Source organism: Flavobacterium sp. XGLA_31 (assembly GCF_051547105.1).
In the GTDB taxonomy this organism is placed as follows: domain Bacteria; phylum Bacteroidota; class Bacteroidia; order Flavobacteriales; family Flavobacteriaceae; genus Flavobacterium.
Genome location: NZ_JBPTTM010000003.1, coordinates 436,843 through 462,758 on the forward strand (window position 1 = coordinate 436,843; position 25,916 = coordinate 462,758).

Annotated in this window: 28 protein-coding genes and 2 tRNA genes; 20 read left to right on the top strand and 10 right to left on the bottom strand. The window is 40.6% G+C overall.

All coding sequences use genetic code 11. The features are described from left to right. The first annotated feature begins 117 nt into the window (after positions 1 to 117). A complete protein-coding gene (locus ACSVH6_RS08495; RefSeq protein WP_438077453.1) occupies positions 118 to 1,335 on the top strand; it encodes a T9SS type A sorting domain-containing protein in 1,218 nt (405 codons plus the stop codon). Positions 1,336 to 1,455: 120 nt separating this feature from the next. After that, entirely contained in the window at positions 1,456 to 2,460 is a 1,005-nt protein-coding gene (locus tag ACSVH6_RS08500) for a T9SS type A sorting domain-containing protein (protein WP_438077455.1), read from the top strand. Between the two features lie 26 nt (positions 2,461 to 2,486). Here ACSVH6_RS08500 and rsmG read toward each other — a convergent pair whose 3' ends face one another. Then, on the bottom strand, positions 2,487 to 3,116 hold the full coding sequence (gene rsmG, locus ACSVH6_RS08505) for a 16S rRNA (guanine(527)-N(7))-methyltransferase RsmG (protein ID WP_438077457.1): 630 nt from the start codon (positions 3,114 to 3,116) through the stop codon (positions 2,487 to 2,489). Positions 3,117 to 3,223: 107 nt separating this feature from the next. Between rsmG and ACSVH6_RS08510 the strand changes: the two genes are divergently transcribed. The 10 genes from ACSVH6_RS08510 to ACSVH6_RS08555 all read left to right on the top strand — a co-directional run bounded on the left by ACSVH6_RS08510 (position 3,224) and on the right by ACSVH6_RS08555 (position 10,299). Further along, positions 3,224 to 4,318 carry a fatty acid desaturase family protein gene (locus ACSVH6_RS08510; RefSeq protein ID WP_438077459.1) on the top strand — a complete coding sequence of 365 codons (1,095 nt, stop codon included), beginning with the start codon at positions 3,224 to 3,226 and terminating at the stop codon, positions 4,316 to 4,318. A 56-nt stretch (positions 4,319 to 4,374) separates the two neighbouring features. Next, positions 4,375 to 5,562 (top strand): pyridoxal phosphate-dependent aminotransferase, encoded by a 1,188-nt coding sequence (locus ACSVH6_RS08515; protein WP_438077460.1) that lies wholly within the window; start codon positions 4,375 to 4,377, stop codon positions 5,560 to 5,562. A gap of 184 nt (positions 5,563 to 5,746) precedes the next feature. Then, positions 5,747 to 6,910 carry a formate-dependent phosphoribosylglycinamide formyltransferase gene (gene purT, locus ACSVH6_RS08520; RefSeq protein WP_438077462.1) on the top strand — a complete coding sequence of 388 codons (1,164 nt, stop codon included), beginning with the start codon at positions 5,747 to 5,749 and terminating at the stop codon, positions 6,908 to 6,910. A gap of 2 nt (positions 6,911 to 6,912) precedes the next feature. Continuing rightward, entirely contained in the window at positions 6,913 to 7,224 is a 312-nt protein-coding gene (locus ACSVH6_RS08525; protein WP_438077464.1) for a DUF6370 family protein, read from the top strand. 6 nt (positions 7,225 to 7,230) lie between these two features. Beyond that, complete coding sequence (locus ACSVH6_RS08530) at positions 7,231 to 7,806, top strand: Crp/Fnr family transcriptional regulator (RefSeq protein WP_438077466.1); 576 nt, start codon at positions 7,231 to 7,233, stop codon at positions 7,804 to 7,806. 272 nt (positions 7,807 to 8,078) lie between these two features. Then, the gene (locus tag ACSVH6_RS08535; protein ID WP_438077468.1) at positions 8,079 to 8,795 is read left to right on the top strand and encodes a pirin family protein; all 717 of its coding nucleotides are present in this window, start codon (positions 8,079 to 8,081) and stop codon (positions 8,793 to 8,795) included. Positions 8,796 to 8,847: 52 nt separating this feature from the next. Further along, a complete protein-coding gene (locus ACSVH6_RS08540; protein ID WP_438077470.1) occupies positions 8,848 to 9,132 on the top strand; it encodes a GNAT family N-acetyltransferase in 285 nt (94 codons plus the stop codon). 2 nt (positions 9,133 to 9,134) lie between these two features. Further along, the gene (locus tag ACSVH6_RS08545; RefSeq protein WP_438077472.1) at positions 9,135 to 9,542 is read left to right on the top strand and encodes an OsmC family protein; all 408 of its coding nucleotides are present in this window, start codon (positions 9,135 to 9,137) and stop codon (positions 9,540 to 9,542) included. A 2-nt stretch (positions 9,543 to 9,544) separates the two neighbouring features. Then, a complete protein-coding gene (locus tag ACSVH6_RS08550) occupies positions 9,545 to 9,775 on the top strand; it encodes a (4Fe-4S)-binding protein (protein ID WP_438077474.1) in 231 nt (76 codons plus the stop codon). Beyond that, entirely contained in the window at positions 9,772 to 10,299 is a 528-nt protein-coding gene (locus ACSVH6_RS08555) for an NADPH-dependent FMN reductase (RefSeq protein ID WP_438077476.1), read from the top strand. The genes ACSVH6_RS08550 and ACSVH6_RS08555 overlap by 4 nt, the downstream gene beginning before the upstream one ends. Positions 10,300 to 10,347: 48 nt before the next feature. Here ACSVH6_RS08555 and ACSVH6_RS08560 read toward each other — a convergent pair whose 3' ends face one another. Beyond that, the gene (locus tag ACSVH6_RS08560; protein ID WP_438077478.1) at positions 10,348 to 11,970 is read right to left on the bottom strand and encodes a hypothetical protein; all 1,623 of its coding nucleotides are present in this window, start codon (positions 11,968 to 11,970) and stop codon (positions 10,348 to 10,350) included. 123 nt (positions 11,971 to 12,093) lie between these two features. On the opposite strand from ACSVH6_RS08560, the gene fabD reads away from it, so the two are divergent. The 4 genes from fabD (at position 12,094) to ACSVH6_RS08580 (ending at position 14,571) form a co-directional block, all read left to right on the top strand. Continuing rightward, the gene (fabD, locus tag ACSVH6_RS08565; protein WP_438077480.1) at positions 12,094 to 12,963 is read left to right on the top strand and encodes an ACP S-malonyltransferase; all 870 of its coding nucleotides are present in this window, start codon (positions 12,094 to 12,096) and stop codon (positions 12,961 to 12,963) included. Between the two features lie 77 nt (positions 12,964 to 13,040). Beyond that, positions 13,041 to 13,829 carry a HipA family kinase gene (locus tag ACSVH6_RS08570; protein ID WP_438077482.1) on the top strand — a complete coding sequence of 263 codons (789 nt, stop codon included), beginning with the start codon at positions 13,041 to 13,043 and terminating at the stop codon, positions 13,827 to 13,829. Beyond that, positions 13,807 to 14,190, top strand: coding sequence for a DUF3037 domain-containing protein (locus ACSVH6_RS08575; protein ID WP_438077484.1), 384 nt, complete (start codon positions 13,807 to 13,809; stop codon positions 14,188 to 14,190). The genes ACSVH6_RS08570 and ACSVH6_RS08575 overlap by 23 nt, the downstream gene beginning before the upstream one ends. A 120-nt stretch (positions 14,191 to 14,310) precedes the next feature. After that, positions 14,311 to 14,571, top strand: a complete 261-nt coding sequence (locus ACSVH6_RS08580) for a hypothetical protein (protein ID WP_438077486.1) — start codon at positions 14,311 to 14,313, stop codon at positions 14,569 to 14,571. Between the two features lie 33 nt (positions 14,572 to 14,604). Here ACSVH6_RS08580 and ACSVH6_RS08585 read toward each other — a convergent pair whose 3' ends face one another. The 4 genes from ACSVH6_RS08585 to ACSVH6_RS08600 are packed head-to-tail and all read right to left on the bottom strand — an operon-like array spanning position 14,605 to position 17,872. Beyond that, complete coding sequence (locus ACSVH6_RS08585; protein WP_438077488.1) at positions 14,605 to 15,522, bottom strand: DMT family transporter; 918 nt, start codon at positions 15,520 to 15,522, stop codon at positions 14,605 to 14,607. 49 nt (positions 15,523 to 15,571) lie between these two features. Continuing rightward, entirely contained in the window at positions 15,572 to 16,585 is a 1,014-nt protein-coding gene (gene galE, locus ACSVH6_RS08590) for a UDP-glucose 4-epimerase GalE (RefSeq protein WP_438077490.1), read from the bottom strand. 11 nt (positions 16,586 to 16,596) lie between these two features. After that, a complete protein-coding gene (locus ACSVH6_RS08595; RefSeq protein ID WP_438077492.1) occupies positions 16,597 to 16,737 on the bottom strand; it encodes a hypothetical protein in 141 nt (46 codons plus the stop codon). A 1-nt stretch (position 16,738) separates the two neighbouring features. After that, positions 16,739 to 17,872: a DegT/DnrJ/EryC1/StrS family aminotransferase gene (locus ACSVH6_RS08600; protein WP_438077494.1), complete on the bottom strand. Its 1,134-nt coding sequence runs from the start codon at positions 17,870 to 17,872 to the stop codon at positions 16,739 to 16,741. A gap of 95 nt (positions 17,873 to 17,967) precedes the next feature. On the opposite strand from ACSVH6_RS08600, the gene ACSVH6_RS08605 reads away from it, so the two are divergent. The 3 genes from ACSVH6_RS08605 (at position 17,968) to ACSVH6_RS08615 (ending at position 21,780) form a co-directional block, all read left to right on the top strand. Continuing rightward, positions 17,968 to 19,203, top strand: a complete 1,236-nt coding sequence (locus ACSVH6_RS08605) for a 3-deoxy-D-manno-octulosonic acid transferase (RefSeq protein WP_438077496.1) — start codon at positions 17,968 to 17,970, stop codon at positions 19,201 to 19,203. Positions 19,204 to 19,236: 33 nt separating this feature from the next. Then, positions 19,237 to 21,387: a S46 family peptidase gene (locus ACSVH6_RS08610; protein WP_438077498.1), complete on the top strand. Its 2,151-nt coding sequence runs from the start codon at positions 19,237 to 19,239 to the stop codon at positions 21,385 to 21,387. Positions 21,388 to 21,543: 156 nt separating this feature from the next. Next, the gene (locus ACSVH6_RS08615; protein WP_438077500.1) at positions 21,544 to 21,780 is read left to right on the top strand and encodes a hypothetical protein; all 237 of its coding nucleotides are present in this window, start codon (positions 21,544 to 21,546) and stop codon (positions 21,778 to 21,780) included. An 80-nt stretch (positions 21,781 to 21,860) separates the two neighbouring features. On the opposite strand, the gene ACSVH6_RS08620 is transcribed toward ACSVH6_RS08615, so the two are convergent. The 4 genes from ACSVH6_RS08620 to mutS form a co-directional block, all read right to left on the bottom strand. Continuing rightward, entirely contained in the window at positions 21,861 to 22,211 is a 351-nt protein-coding gene (locus ACSVH6_RS08620) for a DUF1508 domain-containing protein (protein WP_438077502.1), read from the bottom strand. Positions 22,212 to 22,270: 59 nt separating this feature from the next. Next, positions 22,271 to 22,356, bottom strand: a tRNA-Leu gene (locus tag ACSVH6_RS08625). A gap of 14 nt (positions 22,357 to 22,370) precedes the next feature. Then, positions 22,371 to 22,443 (bottom strand) — tRNA-Gly (locus ACSVH6_RS08630). A gap of 142 nt (positions 22,444 to 22,585) precedes the next feature. Next, complete coding sequence (gene mutS, locus ACSVH6_RS08635; protein ID WP_438077572.1) at positions 22,586 to 25,153, bottom strand: DNA mismatch repair protein MutS; 2,568 nt, start codon at positions 25,151 to 25,153, stop codon at positions 22,586 to 22,588. A gap of 194 nt (positions 25,154 to 25,347) precedes the next feature. Between mutS and ACSVH6_RS08640 the strand changes: the two genes are divergently transcribed. Next, complete coding sequence (locus ACSVH6_RS08640) at positions 25,348 to 25,818, top strand: DUF1573 domain-containing protein (RefSeq protein WP_438077504.1); 471 nt, start codon at positions 25,348 to 25,350, stop codon at positions 25,816 to 25,818. The last annotated feature ends 98 nt before the right edge of the window (positions 25,819 to 25,916 follow it).

Genomic DNA, 25,916 nt, shown 5'->3' on the forward strand with positions numbered 1-25,916 from the left:
AATATTTAAGAAAGTTCAGTCAGCAATGATTGGACTTTTTTAGTTTGAAAAACAAAAATTCGTTTATCAGAAATTTTTAGTTAATTTTATTACCGTTCAACCACCTGAAATTCCAATATGAAAAAAATTATCTTGATTTTACTTCTTCTAACCTCTGTGTCTTTTAGGGCGCAATATTGGTTTCCGCAAAATTCAGGTGTTACTCAAAACCTTAATGATGTTTACGGCTTATCGGCAAATGTAGTAGTAATTGTTGGCAATGCCGGCACTATTCTGAAAACTACCGATGGGGGAGAACATTGGATTCAAAAACCCTCGGGAACCATTCAGAACCTAACCAAAGTACAGTTTGTAAACACAACTACAGGATATGCTGTTGGAGAGAATGGCACCTTGTTGAAAACCACTGACAGCGGGGAAAGCTGGATCAACATTCCGACCGGAATTACAACCAATCTTTACGGGTTGTCCTGTTTGAACGAAAATCTATTTTATATCTCCGGAGACAACGGGTTGATTAAAAGAACTAATAACGGAGGAACTACCTATACCGATGAAAATTATACCGGGAATTTCTCTTTTAAAACAATACAGTTTTTGAATGACCAGGTAGGCTACGCTTGCAGTTATGACTATTTTGGTTCCGATACTAATGCTTTTATCAAAACGACAAATGGCGGAACAACGTGGACATTAGTTTCAAATGAAGTTTCTTCTTTTTTCTTTTTAGATGAAAATGTTGGATTTATTAAGGCAGATGCTATTTTTAAAACAACAGATGGAGGGGTCAATTTAATCTATATGGGAGATTCAACCTCTCTCACAGCGGATTTCTGCTCTTTGAATGAAAATGTGGTTTGGAGCGTTGAGAATACTTTTACCTTATGCGAATGTTCCTTTTTTTGCATCAAAAAAAGAGATTTGACCAACCCGGAGTTACCTGTTGCTACTCAAAACTGTTATGCTGATACTGCCGGAAACCCGCCCTTTGAGGCTATCACTTTTGCCGATGCAACTACCGGCTATGTTGTTGGCGATTACGGAATTATTTACAAAAACTCTAGCGGAGATATGGAAGATTTAGAAGTATCGGAATTTGACAAAAATGACAACATTACTATTTCTCCAAATCCATCATCCGAATGGATAACGATAGAAAGCAAGAGCAACGCCACAATCAACACCATACAAATTTATGACATGAACGGGCGAAAAGTACTGGAAGACAATGACGGTAAATCTACGGTAAACATAAGTGCTTTATCAAAAGGAATGTATATGGTTACCATGAATTCCGACTACGGAAGCAGCAGTAAAAAATTGGTAAAACAGTAATTTAAATATCATTTCATAAAACGACATTTTCAATTACAAGAGCTCAAGTTGTTACTTGGGCTTTTTATGTGGTTGAATATGAATTTTTTGTATATTCGAATGAAATTTAACTGTCAAACCATGAAAACAAAACTACTTTTATTTACCTTTTTACTAACCCTTAGCGCAACTGCACAAAGCATTTCAACGTTTCACGGCGCAGACAATTCCGTATTTGATGCTTTTTCCACGGTTACCGCATTAGATCACAGTGCCAGTGGAGCCAATCAAAGTTGGACTTTTGGTTCTTTTGTAGCGTTGGGACAAACCACTTACAATTATGCAACTCCCACCACCACAGAAACAACCACTTATCCGGGAACGACTGAGGTAATTCTAAACAGTAGCGGTTCTAAAATGTTTACCAAAACAGCAACAGGGAATGTTTTGTCCATTACAGGATTGACCGCCACAGATTTGAATATTAATTTTGCTACAAACAATGCCACTTTGGGAGCTTTTCCTATGACTTACGGATACAGTAACTCTGACACCGTAGCCGGAAATTACACGTACACGACCTACTCCGGAACTTTTACAGGCACACTCAATACCAGTGTAGACGCTTATGGCACACTGACACTTACGGATCCGTCAATCTCTTATACCGGTTCGGTAGTGCGATTGAAAACCGTTCTCAACATCTCACTGAACTACAGTTTTTTCACCAATGTGGGCACAGTGACTCAAACATCATATATTTATTATGATGTCAATTCAGCAACCTATTTCAACAATCCTATTTTCAGAAGTGTTACAACCTCAGCCGTTGTTCCGCTAATGTCGATAGACCAAACAGATACCACGCTGGAGAAATATACAACTACACTCAGCAACCCTGCTTTTGCTTTGAATCATCTCTGGATTAAAAATCCGGTAGCAGACACCATTGAAATCGGCACATCCGAAACTATGGAAAATACCGACATATCCGTAACCGATATGCTGGGGAAGATTATTTACGAATCCAAAGGCAACACCATCCCCGGGATATTCAACATTCCGACAACCTTACCCAAAGGCATGTATTTGGTCACTATTGGTAATGAGACAGGAAAGGTCACTAAGAAAATTATAAAAAACTAAAAAAAGTCCCGAAATCGGGACTTTTTTTATGCTTTAAACTTCAGGGGTAGGTGTACTACTTTCTTCGTTTCAAAAAAGTCATCTGAGAAAAAATCAGCGATATTGTACTCGGTAGCTTGTGGGAAGTCTTTTAACTCTTCGGTCAAGTCGCCTCCTTTGAGATAAAGAATTCCGTTTTTCAGTTCGTGTTTGTTTTGCTTTTTGATTTTATCCTTTATCCAGGAAACAAAATCGGGCATGTTCGTCACGGCCCTGCTTACGATAAAATCAAAATCTCCTTTGACATTTTCGGCACGCAGTTGCTCTGCTTTTACGTTTTTTAATCCCAAGCCGTCCACCACTGCCTGCACCACCTTTATTTTCTTGGCAATCACATCTATCAGATAAAAGCGTGTCTCCGGAAATAAAATAGCCAACGGTATGCCGGGAAAACCGCCCCCGGTACCCACATCCAGAACATAAGTTCCGGGTTCAAACGGCTGAATTTTCGCAATTGCCAGAGAATGCAGCACGTGTTTCGTATACAATTCGTCTATATCCTTACGGGAAATCACGTTAATTTTAGCGTTCCAATCCTGATATAAAGCTTCCAGTTTTTGAAACTGTAAGACTTGATTTTCAGTAAGATTGGGAAATTGCTTCAGAATCTCTTCCATACATTGAATTTTCAACAAAAATAACGTTTTAGTTGATAATTATAATTTCTTTATAATCTTTAAAAAATTATAATAATTATCTTTGGGCAAAATTTGAATTTCCATAAATGAGTACCACTGCACCCATATTTTCTAAAACTGACAACCTGAAATTTTTCAGAACACTCAATTCCAGAGTGAACGCTTATTTCAAAGAAAACAACTTAGACCGAACCGGAAACTGGAAACTACACCTGAAAGCGGTGGTCATGTTCTCTATTTTCCTGACACCTTACTTTTTTTTACTGGCCATGGACATGCCTTTTTGGGTATATCTTCTACTTAATGTGGTTATTGGAGTAGGAATGGCCGGAGTAGGAATGAACGTCATGCACGATGGAAACCACGGCGCTTACTCCTCTAAATCATGGGTCAATAAAATGATGGGCGGGAGTATTTACATTTTGGCCGGAAACGTTTACAACTGGCAGGTACAGCATAATGTTTTGCACCATACCTACACTAATATTTTAGGACACGATGAGGACTTGGAAGCCGGTCGAATCATGCGTTTTACCAAAGAAGCTCCATGGTACCGTTTTCATAAATTCCAACACTATTATTCTATTTTCCTATACGGTTTGCTGACTTTCAATTGGGCAATTACCACCGATTTTCTCCAAATGAAACGCTATCTGAAACGCAATTTATCGTATGGAGAATTCAAAAAACCGGTTATTCGCTGGACAACTTTAATCATTACTAAAATAATATACTTCTCCATTTGGTTAGTTATCCCAATGGTAATGGGCATCACTTGGTGGAAAGTCGTTTTAGGCTTTTTAGTAATGCATTATACCGCCGGTGTTATCCTGAGTGTGGTATTCCAATTGGCACACGTAGTGCAGGAAACCGAAAACCCGATTCCGGACGATAACGGCGAGATTGAAAACACCTGGGCCATTCACCAATTGTTTACTACCGCCAATTTTGCACCGAAAAACTGGTTGGTCAATTACTATACCGGAGGGTTAAATCACCAGGTAGAACACCACTTATTCCCGAATATTAGCCATATTCATTATGATAAGATTGCTGAAATTGTAAAGCAAACAGCCAAGGAATGTGAGTTGCCTTATTATGAATTCAAAACTACTCGTGAAGCAATAGCCTCCCATTTCAAACACTTAAGGGAATTGGGAAGACAGCCTCAATTGGCCTAAATTTAAATCAGACGCCTTCATTGGCGTCTCTTTATATACCTTTATCACACAACACCATGAACAACGTTTTATCAGACAGAATTAACAATTTATCTACCTCACAAACATTAGCCATGGCTGCTTTGGCCCGCGAGTTAAAAGCTCAGGGAAAAGACATCATCAGCTTGAGCTTGGGAGAACCTGATTTCAACACTCCCGATTTCATCAAAGAAGCCGCCAAAAAAGCCATAGACGAAAACTACAGCACTTATACTCCCGTTGACGGTTATTTAGAATTAAAAGAAGCGATTTGCCGCAAATTCAAAAGAGACAACAATCTCGATTACAAACCGTCCAACATCGTGGTTTCCACCGGAGCCAAACAATCGTTGTACAACGTGGCTCAAGTAATGTTGAATGAAGGGGATGAAGTAATTCTGCCGGCACCTTATTGGGTTTCTTATTACGAAATCATCAAACTTTCCGGCGGTGTTCCGGTAGAAGTGCCCACTTCAGTAGACACTGATTTTAAAATGACTGCCAAACAGTTAGAAAAAGCCATTACCCCTAAAACCAAGATGATGTGGTTCAGCTCCCCGTGTAACCCCAGTGGTTCGGTGTACAATCGGGAAGAGTTGACTGCTATCGGTAAAGTATTGGAAAAACATCCTAACATCTATATCGTATCTGATGAGATTTACGAACACATCAACTTCTCCGGAACGTTTTGCAGCATTGCCTCCATTCCGGGTCTGTTCGAAAGAACGATTACGGTAAACGGAGTAGCTAAAGCTTTTGCCATGACCGGCTGGAGAATTGGGTACATCGGCGCTCCCGAATTTATTGCCAAAGCCTGTACCAAAATGCAGGGTCAGGTAACCTCCGGAGCCAATTCAATTGCACAACGCGCTACAATTACTGCCGTTGATGCCAATCCGAGCGTCTTGAACGAAATGGTCAGCGCTTTTAAAAACCGAAGAGATTTAGTCGTAGGTTTAGCCAAGGCCATTCCGGGCATAAAACTAAACGTCCCTGAAGGCGCTTTCTATGTTTTCCCCGATGTTTCGTCCTTTTTCGGAAAAACGTTACGCGGCAAAACAATCAACAATGCCGATGATTTTTCAATGTATTTGCTATCAGAAGCCAACGTGGCTACCGTAACCGGAGATGCTTTCGGAAACCCGAACTGCATCCGAATTTCGTATGCTACCAGCGAGGAATTACTGACCGAAGCGTTCAAAAGAATAGCAGCAGCACTAGCATAAACCATACGGCCTCAAGGAAACTTGGGGCCTTTTTATTTGGGCGTTACCGCGCCTTCGGCGGGTCGCGTGTTTCGTTCCAATCTTTTATTCGGCTTGGCATTCTGCGTTGCTCAAGGCCAACCCTAAAAAAGGATTTTCATTCCACCCGCTAACGCAAACACAACACAACTAAACAACACTAACCATGTCAAAAATTTTACTTCTAGGTTCGGGCGAATTAGGAAAAGAATTCGTCATCGCCGCACAACGCATCGGGCAAACCGTCATCGCCGTTGACAGTTATGAAAACGCCCCGGCCATGCAGGTCGCCCACGGTTTTGAAGTCATCAACATGTTGGATGGCAAAGCCTTGGACAAAATCGTAGCCAAGCACCAACCCGACTTTATCGTTCCCGAAATCGAAGCCATCCGTACCGAACGTTTTTATGACTACGAAAAACAAGGGATAACCGTGGTGCCTTCAGCGAAAGCCGCCAACTTTACCATGAACCGAAAAGCAATTCGCGATTTGGCAGCCAAAGAATTAGGCTTGCGAACCGCCAATTACCGTTATGCTACGACAGCTGAAGAACTGGAGCAAGCGGTTGTCGAAGTTGGGATTCCCTGTGTGGTGAAACCTTTGATGAGTTCCTCCGGCAAAGGCCAATCGACCGTTCGAACCGAAGCCGATATCGCCAAAGCCTGGTCGTATGCCGTAGAAGGATCACGGGGCGATGTGGTGGAAGTCATCGTAGAAGCTTTTGTTAATTTTCATTCTGAAATCACCTTACTGACGGTAACCCAAAACAACCATCCCACCTTGTTTTGTGCTCCTATAGGACACCGTCAGGAGCGCGGAGACTATCAGGAAAGCTGGCAACCCGCTAACGTTTTTGAAGAAGACCTGATTGAAGCACAGGAAATGGCCAAAAAAGTAACCGAGGCCTTGGGAGGAGCCGGACTCTTTGGGGTAGAATTCTTCCTTACCGATGATGGAGTGTATTTCTCTGAACTATCTCCACGACCGCATGATACCGGTATGGTGACCTTGGCCGGAACCCAAAACTTTAATGAATTTGAACTGCATCTGCGTGCTGTTTTGAGCTTGCCTATTGCTGAAATCACCTTAGAAAAAGTAGGAGCCAGTGCGGTAATTTTAGCTTCGGAGAACTCCAATACCCCAACGTATTACGGAATGGCAGACATAGCTGCTTTACCTAAGACCGATTTTCGTATCTTTGGAAAACCAAGTTCCCGTCCGTACAGAAGAATGGGCGTAGCTTTGACCCACGATGTTTTGGGGACCCCCATAGAACATGTCGTAGAAAAGGCCAAAGAGGCCGCAACCTTACTAACTGTAAACTCATAAAAATGAAAAAGATACTATGCCTATTCGTCCTTTTTACCGGCTTAGCGGTTCAGGCACAAGACAAATCAAAAATCCAAACCGTCGAAGTATCCTGCGGGCAATGCCAGTTTGGGATGAAAGCCAAAGGATGTGACCTGGCGGTACGCATTGATGGGAAAACCTATTTTGTAGACGGCACCAAAATTGACGAACACGGCGATGCGCATGCCGAAGACGGTTTCTGTTCTGCCATCCGAAAAGCGGAAGTCATTGGCGAAGTCAAAAACAACCGCTTTGTGGTAACCTATTTTAAATTATTACCGGCAAAAGAGTAATCTATTTTGGCACAAATTCTCGACAATATTTCCAAAATAGTAACGCTTACTCCACAAGAGCAGGCGTTATTTTTATCTAAAACCGAAACCAAACAATTCAAAGCCAAAACCATCCTTCAGCATGCCGGCCAGGTGTGCAAAGAGAGTTATTTCGTCAATTCGGGGCTGTTGCGCAGTTTCAATATCAATGACAATATCGTAGAACATGTACTGAGTTTTGCCTGCGATGGCTGGTGGATTAGCGACATGTACAGCCTGTTGTCGCAAAAACCCGGAAATCTTTTTATTGAAGTCTTAGAGGATGCCGAAGTCATCGTGTTGACTAAAGAAAACCAAGACCGCTTGTATGATGAAATCCCAAAACTCGAACGCTTTTTCAGAATCTTAATTGAAAAATCATTGGTGGCCAATCAAGAACGACTGATGGACAACCTCAGCCTGACTGCCGAAGAGCGTTTTGAAAAATTCTGTAAAAAATACCCAAGCCTGATTCAACAGGTTCCTCAAAAACAAATTGCTTCCTATATAGGCGTTACGCCTGAGTTTTTCAGCAAAATGAAAGCAAGAATGCTGAAGAAGTAAAACAATACCATACCACTTTACGTCATAACTCTCTCCTGTTTTGTTCCGGATATATGCGATATGCCCGCGGGATACGTCCGATGTGTGTGCGATATTTTATAGGGTTTCATCGGACACACATCGCACACACATCGGACACACATCGCACACACTCCGAACAAAACCCAAAAACAGAGGCCATGAACCCAGTCCGATTTCTTAACCTACATTAAGTGCAATCTGCGCGCTCTGATTGTAAATTTGTATTGTAATAATTAGTAAATTTATACAATATGAAAAATACCATCTTACATAAAGCCAATACCCGTGGACATGCCGATCACGGTTGGTTAAACGCTCATCACACGTTTAGTTTTGCCGGCTACTATGACCCAAACCGCGTGCAGTTTGGTGTATTGAGAGTTTTAAATGACGACATCATTGCCGGCGGTATGGGTTTTGGCACCCATCCACACGATAATATGGAGATTATCACCATTCCGCTGGAAGGTGATTTGGCACACAAAGACAGCATGGGGAATACCGAAGTCATCAAATTCGGAGATGTACAAGTCATGAGTGCCGGTACAGGAATACAACATTCCGAATTCAATCCGAATGCTGATAAAAGAACCAATCTGTTGCAGATTTGGCTGTTCCCGAAATACCGAAATGTAGAGCCGCGTTACCAACAAATCACATTGGACACCTCGGACCGTCACAACAAATTACAACAGATTTTGTCTCCCAATGCCGATGATGCCGGTGTGTGGATTCACCAAGACGCTTGGTTCCACATGGGGAATTTAGATAAGGGAACGACTTTGGAATATGACCGCAAAAAAGAAGGCAACGGCTTGTATGTTTTTGTCATCAAAGGAAGCGTAAAAGTAGACGGACAAGAACTGGCACAGCGCGATGGCCTGGGAATTACCGATTTTGATAAAGTAACTTTTGAAGCTACTTCCGATACCGAAATCCTATTGATGGAAGTTCCCATGATACAATAATTCATCACCTGCCTGATTTTTCAATCCGGCAGGTTTTTTTAAACCAAACAACATGAACAACGAAGTACAATTAAAAATAGAGGGTAAAAAAGGCTTTTTTTACATTGACATTGCAGGTCAGCGCGAAGCCATGATGACCTTTGTTTTTGCAGGTGATGACAAAATCATCATTGACCATACCGAGGTAAACCCCGGAAACGAAGGCAAAGGATTGGGTAAAAAAATGGTCGCCCAAGCGGTAGCATACGCTCGTGAGAACGGCATTAAAATCATTCCGCTTTGTCCGTTTGCCAAAAGTGTATTTGATAAAGTTCCGGAATTTCAAGACGTGTTATAATTATGGCTACGATTTTAGAGAAAAACATAGAAGGGAAAATAGGCACACAAAACTACTTGTGCACCATTTCCTGGCGCAACGGGACGTTGCTGATGGATGAACCGGAAAGCTCGGGCGGTCAGGATTTGGGACCCGATCCTTTCAGCACGCTTTTGGCTTCGCTGGCGGGCTGCACCTTAGCCACTTTGCGCATGTACATTGACCGCAAGGGTTGGGATATACCGGAAATTACTATTTCATTAAATTTGGCACAAGAACAAAATCCTGAACTGGAGACTACGATTTCAAGAGACATTGCCTTTTCTGCCCATATCAGTGAAGAACAAAGAGAACGTTTGCTGCTCATTGCCGACAAATGTCCGATTTCAAAAATTCTGAAAAACAAAGTAATCATTAACACAACGCTATAACCATGGATCCAAACAACCTAACAAAAGAATATACCAATGGCGAAGTCACCATAGTGTGGCAATCGGGCAAATGCATTCATTCGGGCAATTGTGTGCGCAACAATCCGGATGTTTTCAAACCTAAAGAAAAGCCTTGGATTACACCGGAAAGCTCCACCACTGAAAAGATTATGGATACGATAAAAAAATGTCCTTCGGGTGCTTTGACTTATTATTTAAATAACGAAAAATGAAAAAATTACTGGCCTTTGGTGCTTCCAACAGCAGCGATTCTATCAATAAACAACTGGCCACTTATGCCTCAAAACTATTTAAAGAGGTTGACGTGGATCTATTGGATTTGAACGATTACGAAATGCCGATTTACTCCAAAGACCGGGAGCGGAAAAACGGAATACCGCAATTGGCGCATGATTTTTACCAAAAAATTGGAGATGCTGACTTCATTCTGATTTCTTTTGCCGAGAACAACGGCAGTTACACCACAGCTTATAAGAACATCTTAGATTGGATGTCGCGCATCAACGGGAAAACGTTTCAGGAAAAACCAATGCTTTTACTGGCTACTTCGCCCGGTGCACGTGGCGGAAGTACGGTATTGGATACCGCCGTCAAACGAATGCCGTTTCAGGGAGGAATCGTAAAAGGTAGTTTTTCGTTGCCGAGTTTCAATGAAAATTTTGAAAAGGGAAAAGGAATTACCAATCCGGAGTTGAACCAACAATTGCTGGATCTTATCGATTCGATCGAACTATAACTAAAAAAGCGCCTGATTACTCAGGCGCTTTTGCTTTCAGTACAGGGGTTATTTTTTCTTTTTCAGATTCAGGTTTTCAAACGTTGAAACATCAATGACTTCTTCCAAATCCAAATCAAACGACACCTTAATGCTGTCGCCCACTACCGTTACCGGCAACTGGCTGGAAAGCTGTGACGAGCCCACAAAAATATTGGGATAATCCTTAACGGTGAAATAGTAAAAACTGTTGCCGTTTTTAACATCATTCTGAATACGGGTAACCACCGATTTCAATTGTTTCTTGTTGCTTTCGCTGTTCGGGTTGATTTTGTTTCCGGCCATGTTGTACACATTTTTATAGGACATCAGGGTCTCGCGCATTGTATTGCCAACGCCTACTATTGTATAATCACTGATGGCTACCATGGCATACATTTTGACCAATCCACCCTCATCTTTTAAGGTCATGACATAGGTTGGAATGTTGTTAATGTTATACGGAATGGGCAACGAAGCCTTATAGCCTTTCTCCTGAACTTTTCCTTCAGCCGAACTTTGAGCGGCAAACTCGGTAGCTCCGCTTTGCTTGTAGAACGTAGTTTCTTTGGTTCGGGTATCTACCAATACAAAGCCTACCGCCGATTCATCCTTCCCTACCGAAGTGAGACCCGTGTACCAATACGAACGATTGTTGTGTCCGTATACCAAAGTCAGGCCTTCGGTGATTTGTAATTTATTGGCGTTGGAAAAATTCCAGTAACCGTGAACATATTCACCCCAATCGTTCAATTGCTCTTCTATAAAACTGATGGGCTCAATGCGGTCAATCCACGTTGGTGCATTGGCAATGGTATATTCCTGAATCGCTCCTGTTTGGGCATCTACTACTACAACTCCATTGGCATTGTCACCGCTGAATCCGATAGTTTTATCAAATTTGGTCACTACCCAAAACGGATTCCCGGCATCATCAATCTCAAACGTATAATCGGTTAATCCGGTGGTGGCATAGCCATTCATGTAAATGTGGCGGGTAATCTCACTTTGAAAAAAGGCTTCGGGCTGGTATTTGATTTTAATGGCTTTGCCGTTGACCTGCTGCACCAGTTTCACATCGCGCTCATTGGTGGCCGAAACCATCACATAACCGGCAGTCCCTTCCTGGTTATTCCACCATTTAAAAAAGCCCGAATGCAGTAATGGCGCTACCCAATACAAATCTTTGCCTACTTTTTGGATGCAAAAATCACCTAACTCTACCTGACTTCCTAAAGCCGGTTGCGAGCCTAGAATTTTTTCGCCCAACAAATAAGCCAAGTCTTCGTCTACCACCCGGATTTCATTAATCGAAATCGGAGCTATGTGTTGGGAGATTTTCTTTCCGTCCGCCACCTTGCCAATCAGGTTTTTATAGGCTTCACTTCTGAACATGGGCAAACTGGTACAAAGCGGAAAAACTATCATGTAAATCAATACAATTCCTGCCAGGAGGAAAAAGATTTTCTTGGGTTTCTCCATGAGGCGGACCTTCTTATCCTGCCCTACTTCCAATCGGGTGAAAAGAATAATAGCCAGGACGCAAAGGATTAAAAGAATCACCGGCAATCCCAAAAACCCGTAACTGATTACTGGTAAATTGAAATAAAACAGTAAAAAGGCAACGACGATAAGAAGTATAATTTTTTTCATGAGTAAGATTTATGTTACGGCTATTATACGACGGAAGAGAATTATAGTTACAATAATTAAATAAAATACTATTTTTGCTCCTTACCAATAGACGCTTACAACATCACTTTTGAAATAAAAATTATGAAAGCATACGTTTTCCCGGGACAAGGCGCCCAATTTACCGGAATGGGTAAAGACTTATATGAATCCTCGGCTTTAGCCAAAGAACTTTTTGAAAAAGCCAATGAAATATTAGGCTTCCGTATTACCGACATCATGTTTGAAGGTACTGCCGAAGAATTGAAAGAAACCAAGGTAACCCAACCGGCTGTGTTTTTGCACTCGGTTATTTTGGCTAAAACCTTGAACATACAACCCGATATGGTGGCAGGACATTCGCTTGGAGAGTTTTCGGCCTTGGTGGCCAATGGTACTTTGTCGTTTGAAGACGGGTTAAAATTGGTTTCCCAACGTGCCATGGCGATGCAGAAAGCTTGTGAAATTACGCCAAGCACGATGGCGGCGGTTTTAGGACTGGACGATAAAATTGTGGAAGAGGTTTGTGCGTCTGTTGACGGGGTTGTGGTTGCTGCCAATTATAACTGTCCGGGGCAGTTGGTTATTTCGGGAGAATTTAAAGCCGTAGAAGCAGCCTGTGAAGCCATGAAAGCGGCAGGTGCCAAACGCGCTTTATTATTGCCTGTAGGGGGCGCGTTCCACTCGCCTATGATGGAACCTGCCCGAGAAGAATTGGCTGCTGCCATCGAAGCAACTACATTCAACACACCGAGTTGTCCGGTCTATCAAAACGTAACCGCCAGTGCCGTTTCGGAGGCTGGTGAGATTAAGAAAAACTTAATCATTCAGTTGACTGCTCCGGTAAAATGGACACAATCGGTACAACAAATGATTAAAGATGGCGCCACTAGTTTTACAGAAGTAGGCCCAGGAAAAGTATTAGTAGGTTTGGTCAATAAAATTGATCGGGATGTGGAAACCCATTCGGCATAACCTTAAAAAAAATTGAAAACTCCGATAAAAACATCGGAGTTTTTTTATGCTATCTTTGTTAAAAGAATTCCAAATTCATGAACTTAAATTTACGAACTGTAAATGTAACCCGATATATTACGCCGCTTCGCGAAGGTGGCTCGCTTCCGGCATTGGCAGAAGCGGATGACGATTTTAAGTATGTGATAAAATTTCGGGGAGCGGGTCATGGTGTCAAGGCTTTGATTGCCGAATTCTTGGGTGGACAAATTGCGCGTTATCTCGGTTTGCCGGTTCCTGAATTGGTTTTTGCGAATTTGGACGAAGCCTTTGGAAGAACCGAAGCCGATGAAGAAATTCAGGATTTGTTACAATTTAGTCAAGGGCTAAATTTGGGATTACACTACCTGTCAGGCGCGATAACGTATGATGCCGCAACCAATGATTGTGAGGAAACCTTAGCCTCAAAGATTGTTTGGCTGGATGCTTTCATTACCAATGTGGATCGGACTTTTAAAAACACCAATCTGTTGATTTGGAAGAAAGAACTTTGGTTGATTGATCATGGTGCTTCTTTTTATTTTCACCATTCTTGGGACAATTGGCAAAGCAGTGCCATTACCCCTTTTGCTTTAATAAAAGACCATGTTTTATTGCCCAAAGCGGCTCAACTTTCAGCGGTGAACGCCGAGTTTACAGCCCGGTTAAACGATGTAGTCCTGAGAGAAATTGTAAATCAAATCCCGGAAGACTGGTTGCATTGGGAAGACAAAACCCTTTCTCCTGAAGAGATAAAAGAAGTCTATTTTCAGTTTTTAACCCTTCGATTGGCACATGCTGACCTATTTTTAAAACAAGCTCAAGATGCACGAAAAACACTTATATGAATATGCCGTGATTCGTGTTGTGCCTAAGGTAGAGCGCGAAGAATTTATAAATGTTGGGTTGATGCTTTTTTGTAAAAGACAGAAATACCTAAGAATTGAATATCATCTTGTTCCCGAAAAAATCAAGTCAATCTGTTCCGAATTTGATATAGACCAATTACAAGAAAACTTAGATTCGTTTGTAAAAATAGGAAAAGGCAGTAAAGATGGCGGGCCAATAGCAGCCTTTGAAACCGCAGAGCGTTTTAGGTGGTTAACCGCAGTTAAAAGCTCGAGCATCCAAAGCTCCCGGCCACATTCAGGATTTAGTTTTGACTTAGATGCCACTTTTGAAAAACTGTATACTGAATTGGTTTTATAACTGAATCATTATGAAAAACAAAAAGCACTCATCCCGAAGCCCGTCGTTTAGCAACTTTGGCCTTGTATTTGTAGCTTTGTTTGTATCCAAATTCGTTATTAAAAATTAAAATCTTAAATCATGAAAAAAATAATCTTATCATTCGCTTTAGTGACTTTGCTGGTTTCTTGCAAACCGGAAACCAAAGAAAAACTGGAAGGCGCCAAAGACGCCGTAACTGAAGAAGTACAGGAAAAGGTTGATTCGGCCAAAATAAAAGCCGAAGCCAAAGTAGATTCCTTAAAAGAAAAGGCGAATGCCAAAGTAGACAGTTTAAAACTGAAAAGCGCTGAAAAATTGGAGGAAACTGCTAAGAAATTAAAAGAGAGCGTAAAAAAATAAATACCATCCCGTCCAATCAAGAAGGGATTTTTTTTATACTTTATCCTTTTCGGGCCCCCTACGGGTTCTTTTATAATTGGTAATGAAAACGCCTAAAATAATCAGTAATGTTGCAATTAAAAAATCAAGTTTGATTACCTCATCCAACAACAGCCAACCCAAAAAAACGGCAATAGCGGTATTGATGTAATTGAGCACTGTAACCTGAATCGCTGTCACTCTTTTGAGCGCATAGTGGTAACAGAAAAAGGCCACAACAGAACCAAAAACAGCCAGATACAAAGTAGCTCCTATACTTCGGGCACTCCATTTGTTGAAATCCACATCGGGATTAAAAATAAGCGCCAAAACAAATTGAACAATAGCGGCAATAGAGAATTGATAAAATAAATTAAGTGCGATATTATTGGATTTGTGGGTGTTCATTTTGGTAAACACCGTTCCGGCCGACCAAGATAAAATGGCGATACTCAAGAACAGTATTCCAATTTTATAATTGGGATCCAGTATAGCGCCAAGTCCGTCTCTGAAAATAAAAACAACTCCGAGAAAACCAATCACAACTCCTATAAATCCTCTCAGCGTAGGCTTTTGCAAACCCATGATTGTGCTGCCTAAGAAAACCACCAAAGGCGAAAGGGCACTAAGTATGGAGGTCAACCCGCTGGGCAGCGTCTTTTCTGCTATGGTTGTAAACCCGTTGGCCACAACAATCATCAAAATAGCGGGAATGAATTGGATTTTAAAATTCTCCCATCCTATCCAGGCCAATTGTTTTTTATAGAGCAAAATGACCAGTACCATCAAGGCAGCAATTCCTTGTCGGGTTGATGTTATGTACCAAGCCGGTATGGTCTCGACAGCTATTCGGATTCCGAGATAGGTGGTTCCCCAAACGATGGCGACCGTAAACAAGCAAAAAATTAATTTAAAATCGGGCTTTTCACTCATTTTCGCAGGTGATTTCTATGATGACAGTAATCGGGGATTTAAAAAATTATCAGCTTCTGATTTTTTGTTCCCATTTCCAGGCAGAGGCCAACGCTTCTTCCAGAGACAATTGAGCCTTCCAACCCAGCACAGTATTGGCCTTATTTGTACTGGCATAAGCGGAAGTGATATCCCCTTCTCTTCTGCCCACGATTTGGTAGTTTAATTTTTGTCCGGACACTTTTTCAAAAGCATGAATTACTTCTAAAACAGAGCTTCCGGTACCGGTGCCCAAGTTGAAGGTTTCCACTTTTTCAACATTTTGTTCGTTTAACAAACGTTGTAAAGCGATAACGTGTGCTTTTGCTAAATCGACTACATGAATATAATCGCGAATACAGGTTCCGTCAGGCGTTGGATAATCATTTCCGAAAACAGAAAGCTTCTCGCGTAAGCCCATCGCCGTTTGTGTAATAAACGGCACTAAGTTTTGCGGAACTCCCAATGGCAATTCTCCTATTTCAGCACTTGCATGGGCTCCGATTGGATTGAAATAACGCAAGAGAACAGCATTGACATTCGTCACTTTGGCGGTATCTCTGATGATTTCTTCTCCAATTTGTTTGGTATTCCCATAAGGTGACATGGCCGGTTGCACAGAGGCATCTTCAGTAATCGGCATTTTTTCGGCCTGACCGTAAACGGTACAAGAAGAACTAAAAATAAAGTTGGCCTGAGGCAAGGCCGTCAATTCCTGAAGCAGGTAAACCAAAGTATTGATATTATTTTCATAATACAGTAAAGGATTCTCAACACTTTCTCCAACGGCTTTGGAAGCGGCAAAGTGAATTATTCCAACTACATCGTGGTATTTTTTAAAAAAATGCTGTACGGCTGACTTTTCTCTTAAATCAATTTTTTCAAAAAGCGGCTTTTGACCCGTGATGTTGTATATACCATCTAAAACCTTTTCAGAAGCATTAGAAAGATTATCGATTATCACTACTTCAAAACCTTCGTTTTGCAATTCTACTACGGTGTGTGAACCAATAAACCCTAAACCTCCGGTAACAACTACTTTCATTAATTAATAGATTATTTTATTGATTCTTTGACTTCTTTCGGTTTTTCTGATTTCAAACGAGACATCACATATTTTGTTCCGAAAAAAGCAACCGCAAACGTTACTATAAAGAGAATCACCTGCACTATTTTCTTCTTGTTCCCTTCTTCCATTTTATTTGTTTAAAAACTCTAAAACACTGTCGGTAATAAATTGAATTTGCTCATCGTCTAACTCGGTGTGCATGGGTAAGGATATTACCTCTTTCACCAACTGGTTGGTCACCGGAAAATCTTCTTCTTTGTAGCGACTGTCTGCATACGCTTTCTGACTGTGCAACGGAATCGGGTAATAAATCGCACACGGAATTCCTTTGGCTAGTAAATGTTCCATCAAACCGTTTCTGTCGGCATCAATAATTCGCAGTGTATATTGGTGAAACACATGACAATCACAAATATCACAGATGCTCGGCGCGATAATGTTTTTATGCCCTTCAAAAGCGGCTGAGTATTTTCGTGCTGCGTCTTGACGGGCTTTCCCGTAAGCGTCTAAAAAAGGTAACTTGGCATTTAAAACTCCCGCCTGAATACTGTCCAAACGCGAGTTCACTCCTACCACATCATGATGGTAACGCACATACATCCCGTGGTTTACTATCCCCCGAATTTTGTGGGCCAAGTCATCATCATTGGTAAAAATGGCTCCGCCGTCTCCATAACAGCCTAGGTTTTTAGAAGGAAAAAAAGAAGTAGACGCCACATGTCCTATCGTTCCGGCTTTCTTTTTAGTACCGTCAGAGAATTTGCAGTTAGCTCCGATAGCTTGTGCGTTATCTTCTATAACATACAAATTGTGTTCTTTGGCAATCGCCATGATGGCTTCCATATTGGCCGCTCTTCCGAACAGGTGAACCGGTACAATGGCTTTCGTTTTTGGCGTAATGGCTTTTTTTATGGCATCAATAGAAATATTCATGTTTATCATATCCACATCCACCAAAACGGGGGTTAACTGCAACAAGGCAATCACCTCTACTGTGGCGGCAAAGGTAAAATCGGCTGTGATTACCTCATCACCCGGCTTCAAATCCAATGCCATCATTGCGATCTGCAATGCATCAGTTCCGTTAGCACATGGGATGACGTGTTTTACATCAAGATATTCCTCTAAATTCTTCTGAAATTCATGAACCAAAGGTCCGTTGATATAAGTGGTGGTATCTAAAACTTCCTGGATGGAGGCGTTAACAGTATCTTTTATTTTATCGTATTGACTTTTTAAGTCAACCATTTGAATTTTTCTCATGTTTTAAAAATTATGAGTAGCAAAAGTAAGAAATTCTGAAGTAGAATATCCTATTCCGTAAAAGAAACGTATTTTAGCGCATCAAAATTTTCGGGATGTTTTTTCTATACAATGTATTACTGATTTTGGCTTCACAAATCGTGAAAATAGCAGCACTTTTCAGCCCGAAGATGAAGTTGTTTGTTGAAGGGAGAAAATCCGTTTTCCAAACTTTAACCAACAAAATCAACACCAAAGACCAAACCATTTGGTTTCATGCCGCTTCACTGGGTGAGTTCGAACAAGGCCTGCCGGTGATGGAAAAAATAAAAAAAGAATTCCCAAACCATAAAATTGTATTGACGTTCTTTTCACCTTCAGGCTATGAGGTTCGAAAAAACAATACCATTGCGGATGTTACCGTGTATTTGCCTTTGGACACCAAAAACAACGTAAAGCAATTTTTAAAATTGGTTCATCCTGAACAGGTGTTCTTCATCAAATATGAGTATTGGCCGAATTATTTGAACGAATTGAAGAGAGCCGGCATCAAAACTTATTTGATTTCGGGCATCTTCAGAGAAAATCAGGCTTTTTTCAAATGGTATGGTGGTTTTTACCGCAATGCCCTGAAAACTTTTGAGTACTTTTTTGTCCAAAATGACAGTTCGAAAAAACTGGTGCAAAGTCTAGGCTACCAAAATGTAAAAATCTCTGGAGATACCCGCTTTGACCGGGTAGTTTCTATTTTGGAACGGGATAATTCTCTGGATTTCATCGAACAATTCAAAAACAACACCACAACAATCGTCATTGGAAGTTCCTGGCCAAAAGACGAAAGTCTCCTGGTTAATTTTATCAATCAGACTGCTGCCAATGTGAAATTTATCATTGCGCCGCACAATATTAAAGCTGATCAAATTGCAACTTTGAAATCCCAAATTCAAAAACCTACAGTACTGTATTCTGAAAAAGAAGGCTGCAGCTTGGCCGATTATCAGGTTTTTATCATTGACACCATTGGGATACTGACCAAAATTTACAGCTATGCTGATATTGCTTATGTGGGCGGTGGTTTTGGGAATCCCGGAGTACACAATATTCTGGAACCAGCCACTTTTGGCATTCCAATAGTTGTCGGCCCAAATTACTCTCATTTTGCAGAAGCTACCGCCTTGGTAAATCTGGAAGGCTGCGTTTCCGTTAGTACTCAAAACGACTTTAACGAGGCGTTTCAAAATTTGATTTTCAACTTGGATATCCGTCACGAAAAAGGACACATCTGCGCCACTTTTGTTCAAATGAACAAAGGAGCTACGGAGATTATTTTAAATCACATTCGTAACAATTAATCAAAAAACAAACTTATACCTCAAACTATTATCATGAAATTTTTAAGACTTCTTCTCTTATTTGTTTTCGTACAGGTTTCGGCCCAACAAGGCGGCATGTGGATTCCCTCGATGCTCAAAGGCATGAACGAAAACGAAATGAAAACTCTCGGCATGAAAATTACCGCAGAGCAAATCTATTCCATTAACAAATCAAACCTAAAAGATGCCGTACCGCAGTTTGACGGAGGCTGTACCGCAGAAGTAATCTCGGACAAGGGATTGATTTTAACCAACCACCACTGTGGGTTTGATGCGATTCAGAACCATTCTTCGGTAGACCACGATTACTTAACCAACGGTTTTTGGGCTTATAAAATGGAAGATGAATTGCCCAACAAAGGCATGGTAGTCACTTTTATCATCCGCATCGAAGATGTAACACCCAAAGTTTTAGAAGGTGTTTCCGCTTTACCCAACGAAGCCGACAAACAAAAGAAAATACAGGAGAACATCAGCACGCTAAACAAAACCTTACCCAAAGAAGCCTGGCAGGAAAACAGTATCCGCACCTTTTATGACGGAAATCAATACATCTTGTTTGTTACAGAAACCTATAAAGACATTCGCTTGGTTGGAGCGCCACCAAGTTCAATAGGCAAGTTTGGTTCGGACACAGACAACTGGGTTTGGCCACGTCACACCGGAGATTTTTCTATGTTCCGTATTTATGCCGACAAAAATAATCGCCCGGCAGAATATTCGACAGAAAACGTTCCGTACAAACCTAAATATTCATTACCTATCTCCATTAAAGGAGTTAAGGAAAATGACTTTACCATGGTAATGGGATATCCCGGAAGAACACAAGAATACTTGCCTTCAGCAGCAGTAGACCAAATTGTAAATACACTGAATCCGGCAAAAATAGCGATACGCGATGCTGCTTTGAAAGTGCAGGATGGATTTATGCGAAAAGACAATGCCATTAAAATTCAGTACGCTTCTAAATATGCCGGTGTCGCCAATTATTGGAAAAAATGGATGGGTGAAACCAAAGGTTTAAAGAAATCGAATGCTGTTGCCATGAAGCAAAAGTTTGAAAAAAACTTTCAGGAAAAAGTGATTAAAGCAGGAAAACAAGCCGAATACGGAAACCTGTTAGCTGATTTCGACAAAAATTACACCAACATTAAAGACTATGCTTTGGCCCGGGATATATTCACCGAAATTGCCTTGCGCAATACCGAAATTCTAACTCTTGGATACAAATTGTACCAATTAGAACAACTATACAATAATAAGGGAGAACAAGCATTTAATGACAGAAGAAACAACTTAATCAATGGATTAGGAGATTTTTACAAAGATTTCAATCCGAATGTAGATCAAAAAGTATTTGAGCAATTGATGGCTTTTTACAGCAGTAACTACCCAAAACAGTTTTTACCGGCAGCATATGAGAATTTAAACGCTGTAAGCTTGGCCAATACTGTTTTCACGCAATCACAATTGGTCAGTTACGACAAAATTAAAGTTCTACTGAGTGGCGACTCTAAAACAGTTTTAGAAAACATCAATAAAGACAAAGGATTTGAGGTAATCAAAACCATGGCCGATAATTATCTGAAAAATGTTGCGCCTAAATATGATGAAATCAATTTGAAAAATATAGCCACGCAAAGGACCTACATGAAAGCAATTTTGGAATTAAGTCCAAAATCAGCCCGCATTTTTCCGGATGCCAACAGTACATTACGTGTGACTTACGGAAAAGTAAAAGGCTACAAGCCAAACGATGGAGTGACTTACGAACCCTTTACGTATTTGGATGGTGTAATCGAAAAATATGTCCCTGGCGACTATGAATTTGATGTCCCGAAGAAACTGATTGATTTATACAATGCGAAAGATTATGGCCGATATGGTGCATCTAATGGTAAAATGCCGCTCGCTTTTATTGCAACCAATCACACTACGGGAGGCAACTCGGGAAGCCCTGCAATGGATGCCAACGGTAATTTGATTGGTTTGAATTTTGATAGGGTTTGGGAAGGTACCATGAGTGATATTTATTATTCTCCCGACATTTGTCGAAATATTATGGTGGATATCCGCTATGTGCTCTTTATAGTAGATAAATATGCCGGTGCAGAGAACCTTATCAAAGAAATGAAAATCATTTCCCCAAAAATGAAAAAATAATTCTTAAGCCGTTCTTAATTTTTGGCACGATTATTGTGATAGAAAAAGCGAAGTGAAATATAGATTTTTCAAAAAAAGTTAAATAAAAGTTTTTCCGAATAAAAAAATTTATATCTTTGCCTCGAATTAATAATTAACCTTTTATAATTAAGTAAGATGAAAAAAGTATTTTTAAGTTTAGCTGTTGTTGCTGCATTAACTGTAGTATCTTGTAAACAAGCTGATGCTAATGCTGAAGCTACTGCTGACACAACTGCTGTTGAAGCTGTTGATACTGCTGCTGCTCCAGCTGCTGATACTGCTGCTGCTCCAGCTGCTGACACAACTGCTGCTAAAGCAGAAGCTCCAGCTGCTGCTCCAGCTGCTGCTCCAGCTGCTCCAGCAAAAAAATAATTAGTACTCACTAATTATCTTTAAAAGATTTAAAGCCACGCTATGCGTGGCTTTCTTTTTTAGCAATAAATTATAAAAAATTAAGACTCCAAGAAAATTGAATCTCCACCAGAAAAATCAAGCACTTCTGATTTTGAGGCATATTTACTAATCTCGTCAATCCCTTTCTGCAAGAGCAGTTCAGTTGAATACTTTCTGCTTACCGCCACAATCTTTTGATCCAGCATCAGCTTAAAAAAACATTTGCCTTTGGCCGTTTTAAACTTCAGGTAATCACATCTTTCCAAAGAAGCCTTAAGCACTTCAATCTCTTCCTCGCATTCAAATTTCAACTCATAACTATTGCTGGTTAGAATTGTCTTTCCTTTTCTGGAAACAAATTCAAACTTATAGTAGTCATTCAACCGTTTGCTGATTACAAAAGTACCCATGAAATAATTTTCAAAAGTGATTAAAACAAAAAAGCTCCAAACATAGTTTGAAGCTTTTGTACTCAGAGCGGGACTTGAACCCGCACGAACATTGCTGTTCACTGGATTTTAAGTCCAGCGTGTCTACCAATTTCACCATCCGAGCGTTATGAGATGTTGAGCGAAAAACGGGGCTCGAACCCGCGACCTCGACCTTGGCAAGGTCGCGCTCTACCAACTGAGCTATTTTCGCATTTCATTTTGTATAAGAACCGCCATACTTGTTCTGTATTGCGGATGCAAATGTAACACTAAAATTGAATTATACAAACCTTTTTTTGAAAAAAACTTTTTGAAAATCTAATGCCCTGATTAGCAAAACTAAGCTGCGACAACTATTTCTTTTGCAACATTCGTTTTATCTCATTAAGCTTCATCAATGCCTCCACCGGAGTTAAAGTGTTAATGTCTAAATTGATTATATCTTCCCTGATTTCTTCAAGTAACGGATCATCCAAGTTAAAAATACTCAACTGCATTTCCTCTTTATCAGACTTGATCCCATTTAAAGCATCACTGGAATGGTTTTTCTCTAACTTCTTCAATAGTTTCTGTGCTTTCTGAATCACCATCTGCGGCATACCGGCCATTTTAGCCACATGTATTCCAAAACTATGGGCACTTCCTCCTTTCACTAGTTTTCTGATAAAAAGAACGGTGTCTTTTAATTCTTTAACGGAAACATTGTAATTCTGAATCCGGGTCAACGACTCACTCATTTCATTCAACTCATGATAATGCGTAGCAAAAAGAGTTTTAGGCCGTGCGGGATTTTCGTGTAAAAACTCTGCAATGGCCCAAGCTATAGAAATACCGTCATAGGTGCTCGTTCCTCGCCCGATTTCATCCAAAAGGACCAAACTTCTGTCTGAGATATTATTCAAAATGGAAGCCGTTTCATTCATCTCTACCATAAACGTAGATTCGCCCATTGAAATATTATCACTGGCACCTACGCGTGTAAATATTTTATCCACTACACCCATTCTCACCTTCTCTGCCGGAACAAAACTTCCCATTTGCGCCAAGAGTACAATCAAGGCTGTTTGCCTCAGTATAGCCGACTTACCCGACATATTAGGACCGGTTATCATGATAATTTGCTGGGACTCCCTATCCAGAAACACATCGTTAGCTACATATGGAACTCCTACCGGCAATTGCTTTTCAATAACCGGATGACGACCATTCGTAATTTCCAATTCAAACGTTTCGTCTAATATCGGACACACATAATCATTCTCAATAGCCAGTTGCGCAAAAGAGGTAAGACAATCCAATTGTGCCACCAAGTTTGCATTCAGCTGAACCTGCTTGATATAAGTTCCAATCCAAACCACCAATTGTTCGAATAAATACGTTTCTATTTGATGGATTTTCTCTTCAGCCCCAAGAATTTTGGTTTCATATTCTTTTAATTCTTCGGTTATATAACGCTCCGCATTGACCAGGGTTTGTTTTCTAATCCATTCGGACGGCACCTTATCTTTGTGTGTGTTTCTGACTTCAATGTAATATCCAAACACATTGTTAAACGAAATCTTAAGGGAAGAAATCCCGGTACGCTCTGATTCTCTGATTTCAATGGCTTCCAGAAATTCTTTTCCGGAAAAAGCAATACTTCGCAACTCGTCCAATTCAGCATGAATTCCGGCTGCTATCGCATTTCCTTTGGTAATTGCTACCGGCGCATCCTGATTGAGGGTTGATTTTATTTTTTCGCGAAGCAAATCACAAGCGTGTAAATTATCTCCAATAACCCGAACTGCTTCCTGCTTGCTTTCCAGCGCAATAGCTTTTATAGGAATGATGGCGTCTAATGACTCTTTGAGGTAAATTACTTCCCGTGGAGAAATTTTTCCGGTGGCTACTTTCGAAATCAAACGTTCTAAGTCGGAAATCTGTTTGATCTGGTATTGAATTTTTTGCAACAACTCCTGATGGTCTTTCAAATAAGACACTACTTCATGGCGGCTTTTTATTTTATCAATATCCTTTAACGGCAAAGCCAACCACCGTTTCAGGAGTCGAGACCCCATGGGAGAAAGCGTACGGTCAATCACATCCAAAAGCGTTACCGCATTCTGTGAAGTACTGTGGTACAATTCCAGATTGCGAATGGTAAACCGGTCCATCCAAACATAAGCATCTTCGGCTATACGTTGGATGTTAGTGATGTGCTGCACTTTATTGTGTTGTGTTTCCGACAAATAATACAGTACAGCTCCTGAAGCAATAATACCATCCGGCAATTCTTCTACTCCAAAACCTTTTAAAGAATTGGTCTGAAAATGATTCATCAAAGTCTCTTGTGCATAATCTTCTTTATACACCCAATCTTCGAGATAAAACACATTAAAGTCCTCACCAAAGGCTTCTTTAAACTGAAGTTTATTGTTCTTCTGAATCAAAACCTCGCTCGGGCTGAAATTTTGCAGTAACTTATCAATATATTCCGTATTGCCCTGAGCCGTAAGAAATTCTCCTGTGGAAACATCAAGAAAAGAAATCCCTAATTGCTTTTTGCCAAAATAAATCGAGGCCAAAAAGTTATTCGATTTGGAATGAAGCACTTCATCATTCATCGCCACCCCCGGAGTTACCAACTCAGTCACACCGCGCTTCACAATGGTTTTGGTCATTTTCGGATCTTCAAGTTGGTCACAAATAGCAACCCGAAGGCCGGCTTTTACCAATTTGGGCAAATACGTATTTAAGGAATGATGCGGAAATCCGGCCAAAGCGGTTTCGGTTTCAGAACCGGCTCCTCTTTTGGTTAAAACAATCCCTAAAATCTTGGAAGCCCTAACAGCATCCTCACCAAAAGTTTCATAAAAATCGCCCACACGAAACAACAAACACGCATCGGGATATTTTCTTTTGATCTCGTTGTATTGTTTCATTAAAGGGGTTTCTTTGGCTGAAGTTGCTTTGGCTGACAATGGTTTTCGTATTAAATTTATGAGAAAGCGAATTTAAAATATTTTACGGTGACAAGGCGAATGAAAAAAAATTAATTTAATATTAAGCTAAAAAAAATGAGGTCACTTTATTTTTTGGATAGATTTGTCACAAGAAACTTAAAAACTTTAAAAAAATGAAAAAAATAATTTTGGTAGCTGCATTAGCCTTTTTCGGTGTTACAGCAAACGCACAAACTGCTAAAAAAGTAGCAGCAAAAAAAGATACTCCTGCAAAAGTTGAAACTCCAAAGGTTGACGGTGCCGGAATGGTTTTCGAAAACGAAACTATCGATTACGGAACTATCCCTCACAATGCTGAAGGAACAAGAGAATTTGTTCTTACTAACAACGGAAACAAACCATTAACCATCGAAAGCACTCAAGGTTCTTGCGGTTGTACAGTACCTACCAAACCGGAAAAACCAATCTTACCGGGAGAAAAAGGAGTTATTAAAGTACACTATGCTACTGACAGAGTGGGTCAATTTACCAAAACAGTTACTGTAAAATCAAACGCTGTAGGTCAGGAAACTAAAGTACTTACCATCAAAGGAAACGTTTTACCTGATGCTCCTGCTGAAGGAACTGCTCCAACAAAAAGCTAATTAGCGATAATTATAAATTCAAAAAGTCCCGACTACATCGGGACTTTTTTTTTGAATATCTTTGCCGCTCCAAACAGGCAGGTCAAACCATATGAAAT

Coding starts and splice junctions, on each gene's coding strand:
- ACSVH6_RS08495 (WP_438077453.1), top strand. CDS start 118: ATGAAAAAAATTATCTTGATTTTACTTCTTCTAACCTCTGTGTCTTTT.
- ACSVH6_RS08500 (WP_438077455.1), top strand. CDS start 1,456: ATGAAAACAAAACTACTTTTATTTACCTTTTTACTAACCCTTAGCGCA.
- rsmG (WP_438077457.1), bottom strand. CDS start 3,116: ATGGAAGAGATTCTGAAGCAATTTCCCAATCTTACTGAAAATCAAGTC.
- ACSVH6_RS08510 (WP_438077459.1), top strand. CDS start 3,224: ATGAGTACCACTGCACCCATATTTTCTAAAACTGACAACCTGAAATTT.
- ACSVH6_RS08515 (WP_438077460.1), top strand. CDS start 4,375: ATGAACAACGTTTTATCAGACAGAATTAACAATTTATCTACCTCACAA.
- purT (WP_438077462.1), top strand. CDS start 5,747: ATGTCAAAAATTTTACTTCTAGGTTCGGGCGAATTAGGAAAAGAATTC.
- ACSVH6_RS08525 (WP_438077464.1), top strand. CDS start 6,913: ATGAAAAAGATACTATGCCTATTCGTCCTTTTTACCGGCTTAGCGGTT.
- ACSVH6_RS08535 (WP_438077468.1), top strand. CDS start 8,079: ATGAAAAATACCATCTTACATAAAGCCAATACCCGTGGACATGCCGAT.
- ACSVH6_RS08540 (WP_438077470.1), top strand. CDS start 8,848: ATGAACAACGAAGTACAATTAAAAATAGAGGGTAAAAAAGGCTTTTTT.
- ACSVH6_RS08545 (WP_438077472.1), top strand. CDS start 9,135: ATGGCTACGATTTTAGAGAAAAACATAGAAGGGAAAATAGGCACACAA.
- ACSVH6_RS08550 (WP_438077474.1), top strand. CDS start 9,545: ATGGATCCAAACAACCTAACAAAAGAATATACCAATGGCGAAGTCACC.
- ACSVH6_RS08555 (WP_438077476.1), top strand. CDS start 9,772: ATGAAAAAATTACTGGCCTTTGGTGCTTCCAACAGCAGCGATTCTATC.
- ACSVH6_RS08560 (WP_438077478.1), bottom strand. CDS start 11,970: ATGAAAAAAATTATACTTCTTATCGTCGTTGCCTTTTTACTGTTTTAT.
- fabD (WP_438077480.1), top strand. CDS start 12,094: ATGAAAGCATACGTTTTCCCGGGACAAGGCGCCCAATTTACCGGAATG.
- ACSVH6_RS08570 (WP_438077482.1), top strand. CDS start 13,041: ATGAACTTAAATTTACGAACTGTAAATGTAACCCGATATATTACGCCG.
- ACSVH6_RS08575 (WP_438077484.1), top strand. CDS start 13,807: ATGCACGAAAAACACTTATATGAATATGCCGTGATTCGTGTTGTGCCT.
- ACSVH6_RS08580 (WP_438077486.1), top strand. CDS start 14,311: ATGAAAAAAATAATCTTATCATTCGCTTTAGTGACTTTGCTGGTTTCT.
- ACSVH6_RS08585 (WP_438077488.1), bottom strand. CDS start 15,522: ATGAGTGAAAAGCCCGATTTTAAATTAATTTTTTGCTTGTTTACGGTC.
- galE (WP_438077490.1), bottom strand. CDS start 16,585: ATGAAAGTAGTTGTTACCGGAGGTTTAGGGTTTATTGGTTCACACACC.
- ACSVH6_RS08595 (WP_438077492.1), bottom strand. CDS start 16,737: ATGGAAGAAGGGAACAAGAAGAAAATAGTGCAGGTGATTCTCTTTATA.
- ACSVH6_RS08600 (WP_438077494.1), bottom strand. CDS start 17,872: ATGAGAAAAATTCAAATGGTTGACTTAAAAAGTCAATACGATAAAATA.
- ACSVH6_RS08605 (WP_438077496.1), top strand. CDS start 17,968: ATGTTTTTTCTATACAATGTATTACTGATTTTGGCTTCACAAATCGTG.
- ACSVH6_RS08610 (WP_438077498.1), top strand. CDS start 19,237: ATGAAATTTTTAAGACTTCTTCTCTTATTTGTTTTCGTACAGGTTTCG.
- ACSVH6_RS08615 (WP_438077500.1), top strand. CDS start 21,544: ATGAAAAAAGTATTTTTAAGTTTAGCTGTTGTTGCTGCATTAACTGTA.
- ACSVH6_RS08620 (WP_438077502.1), bottom strand. CDS start 22,211: ATGGGTACTTTTGTAATCAGCAAACGGTTGAATGACTACTATAAGTTT.
- mutS (WP_438077572.1), bottom strand. CDS start 25,153: ATGAAACAATACAACGAGATCAAAAGAAAATATCCCGATGCGTGTTTG.
- ACSVH6_RS08640 (WP_438077504.1), top strand. CDS start 25,348: ATGAAAAAAATAATTTTGGTAGCTGCATTAGCCTTTTTCGGTGTTACA.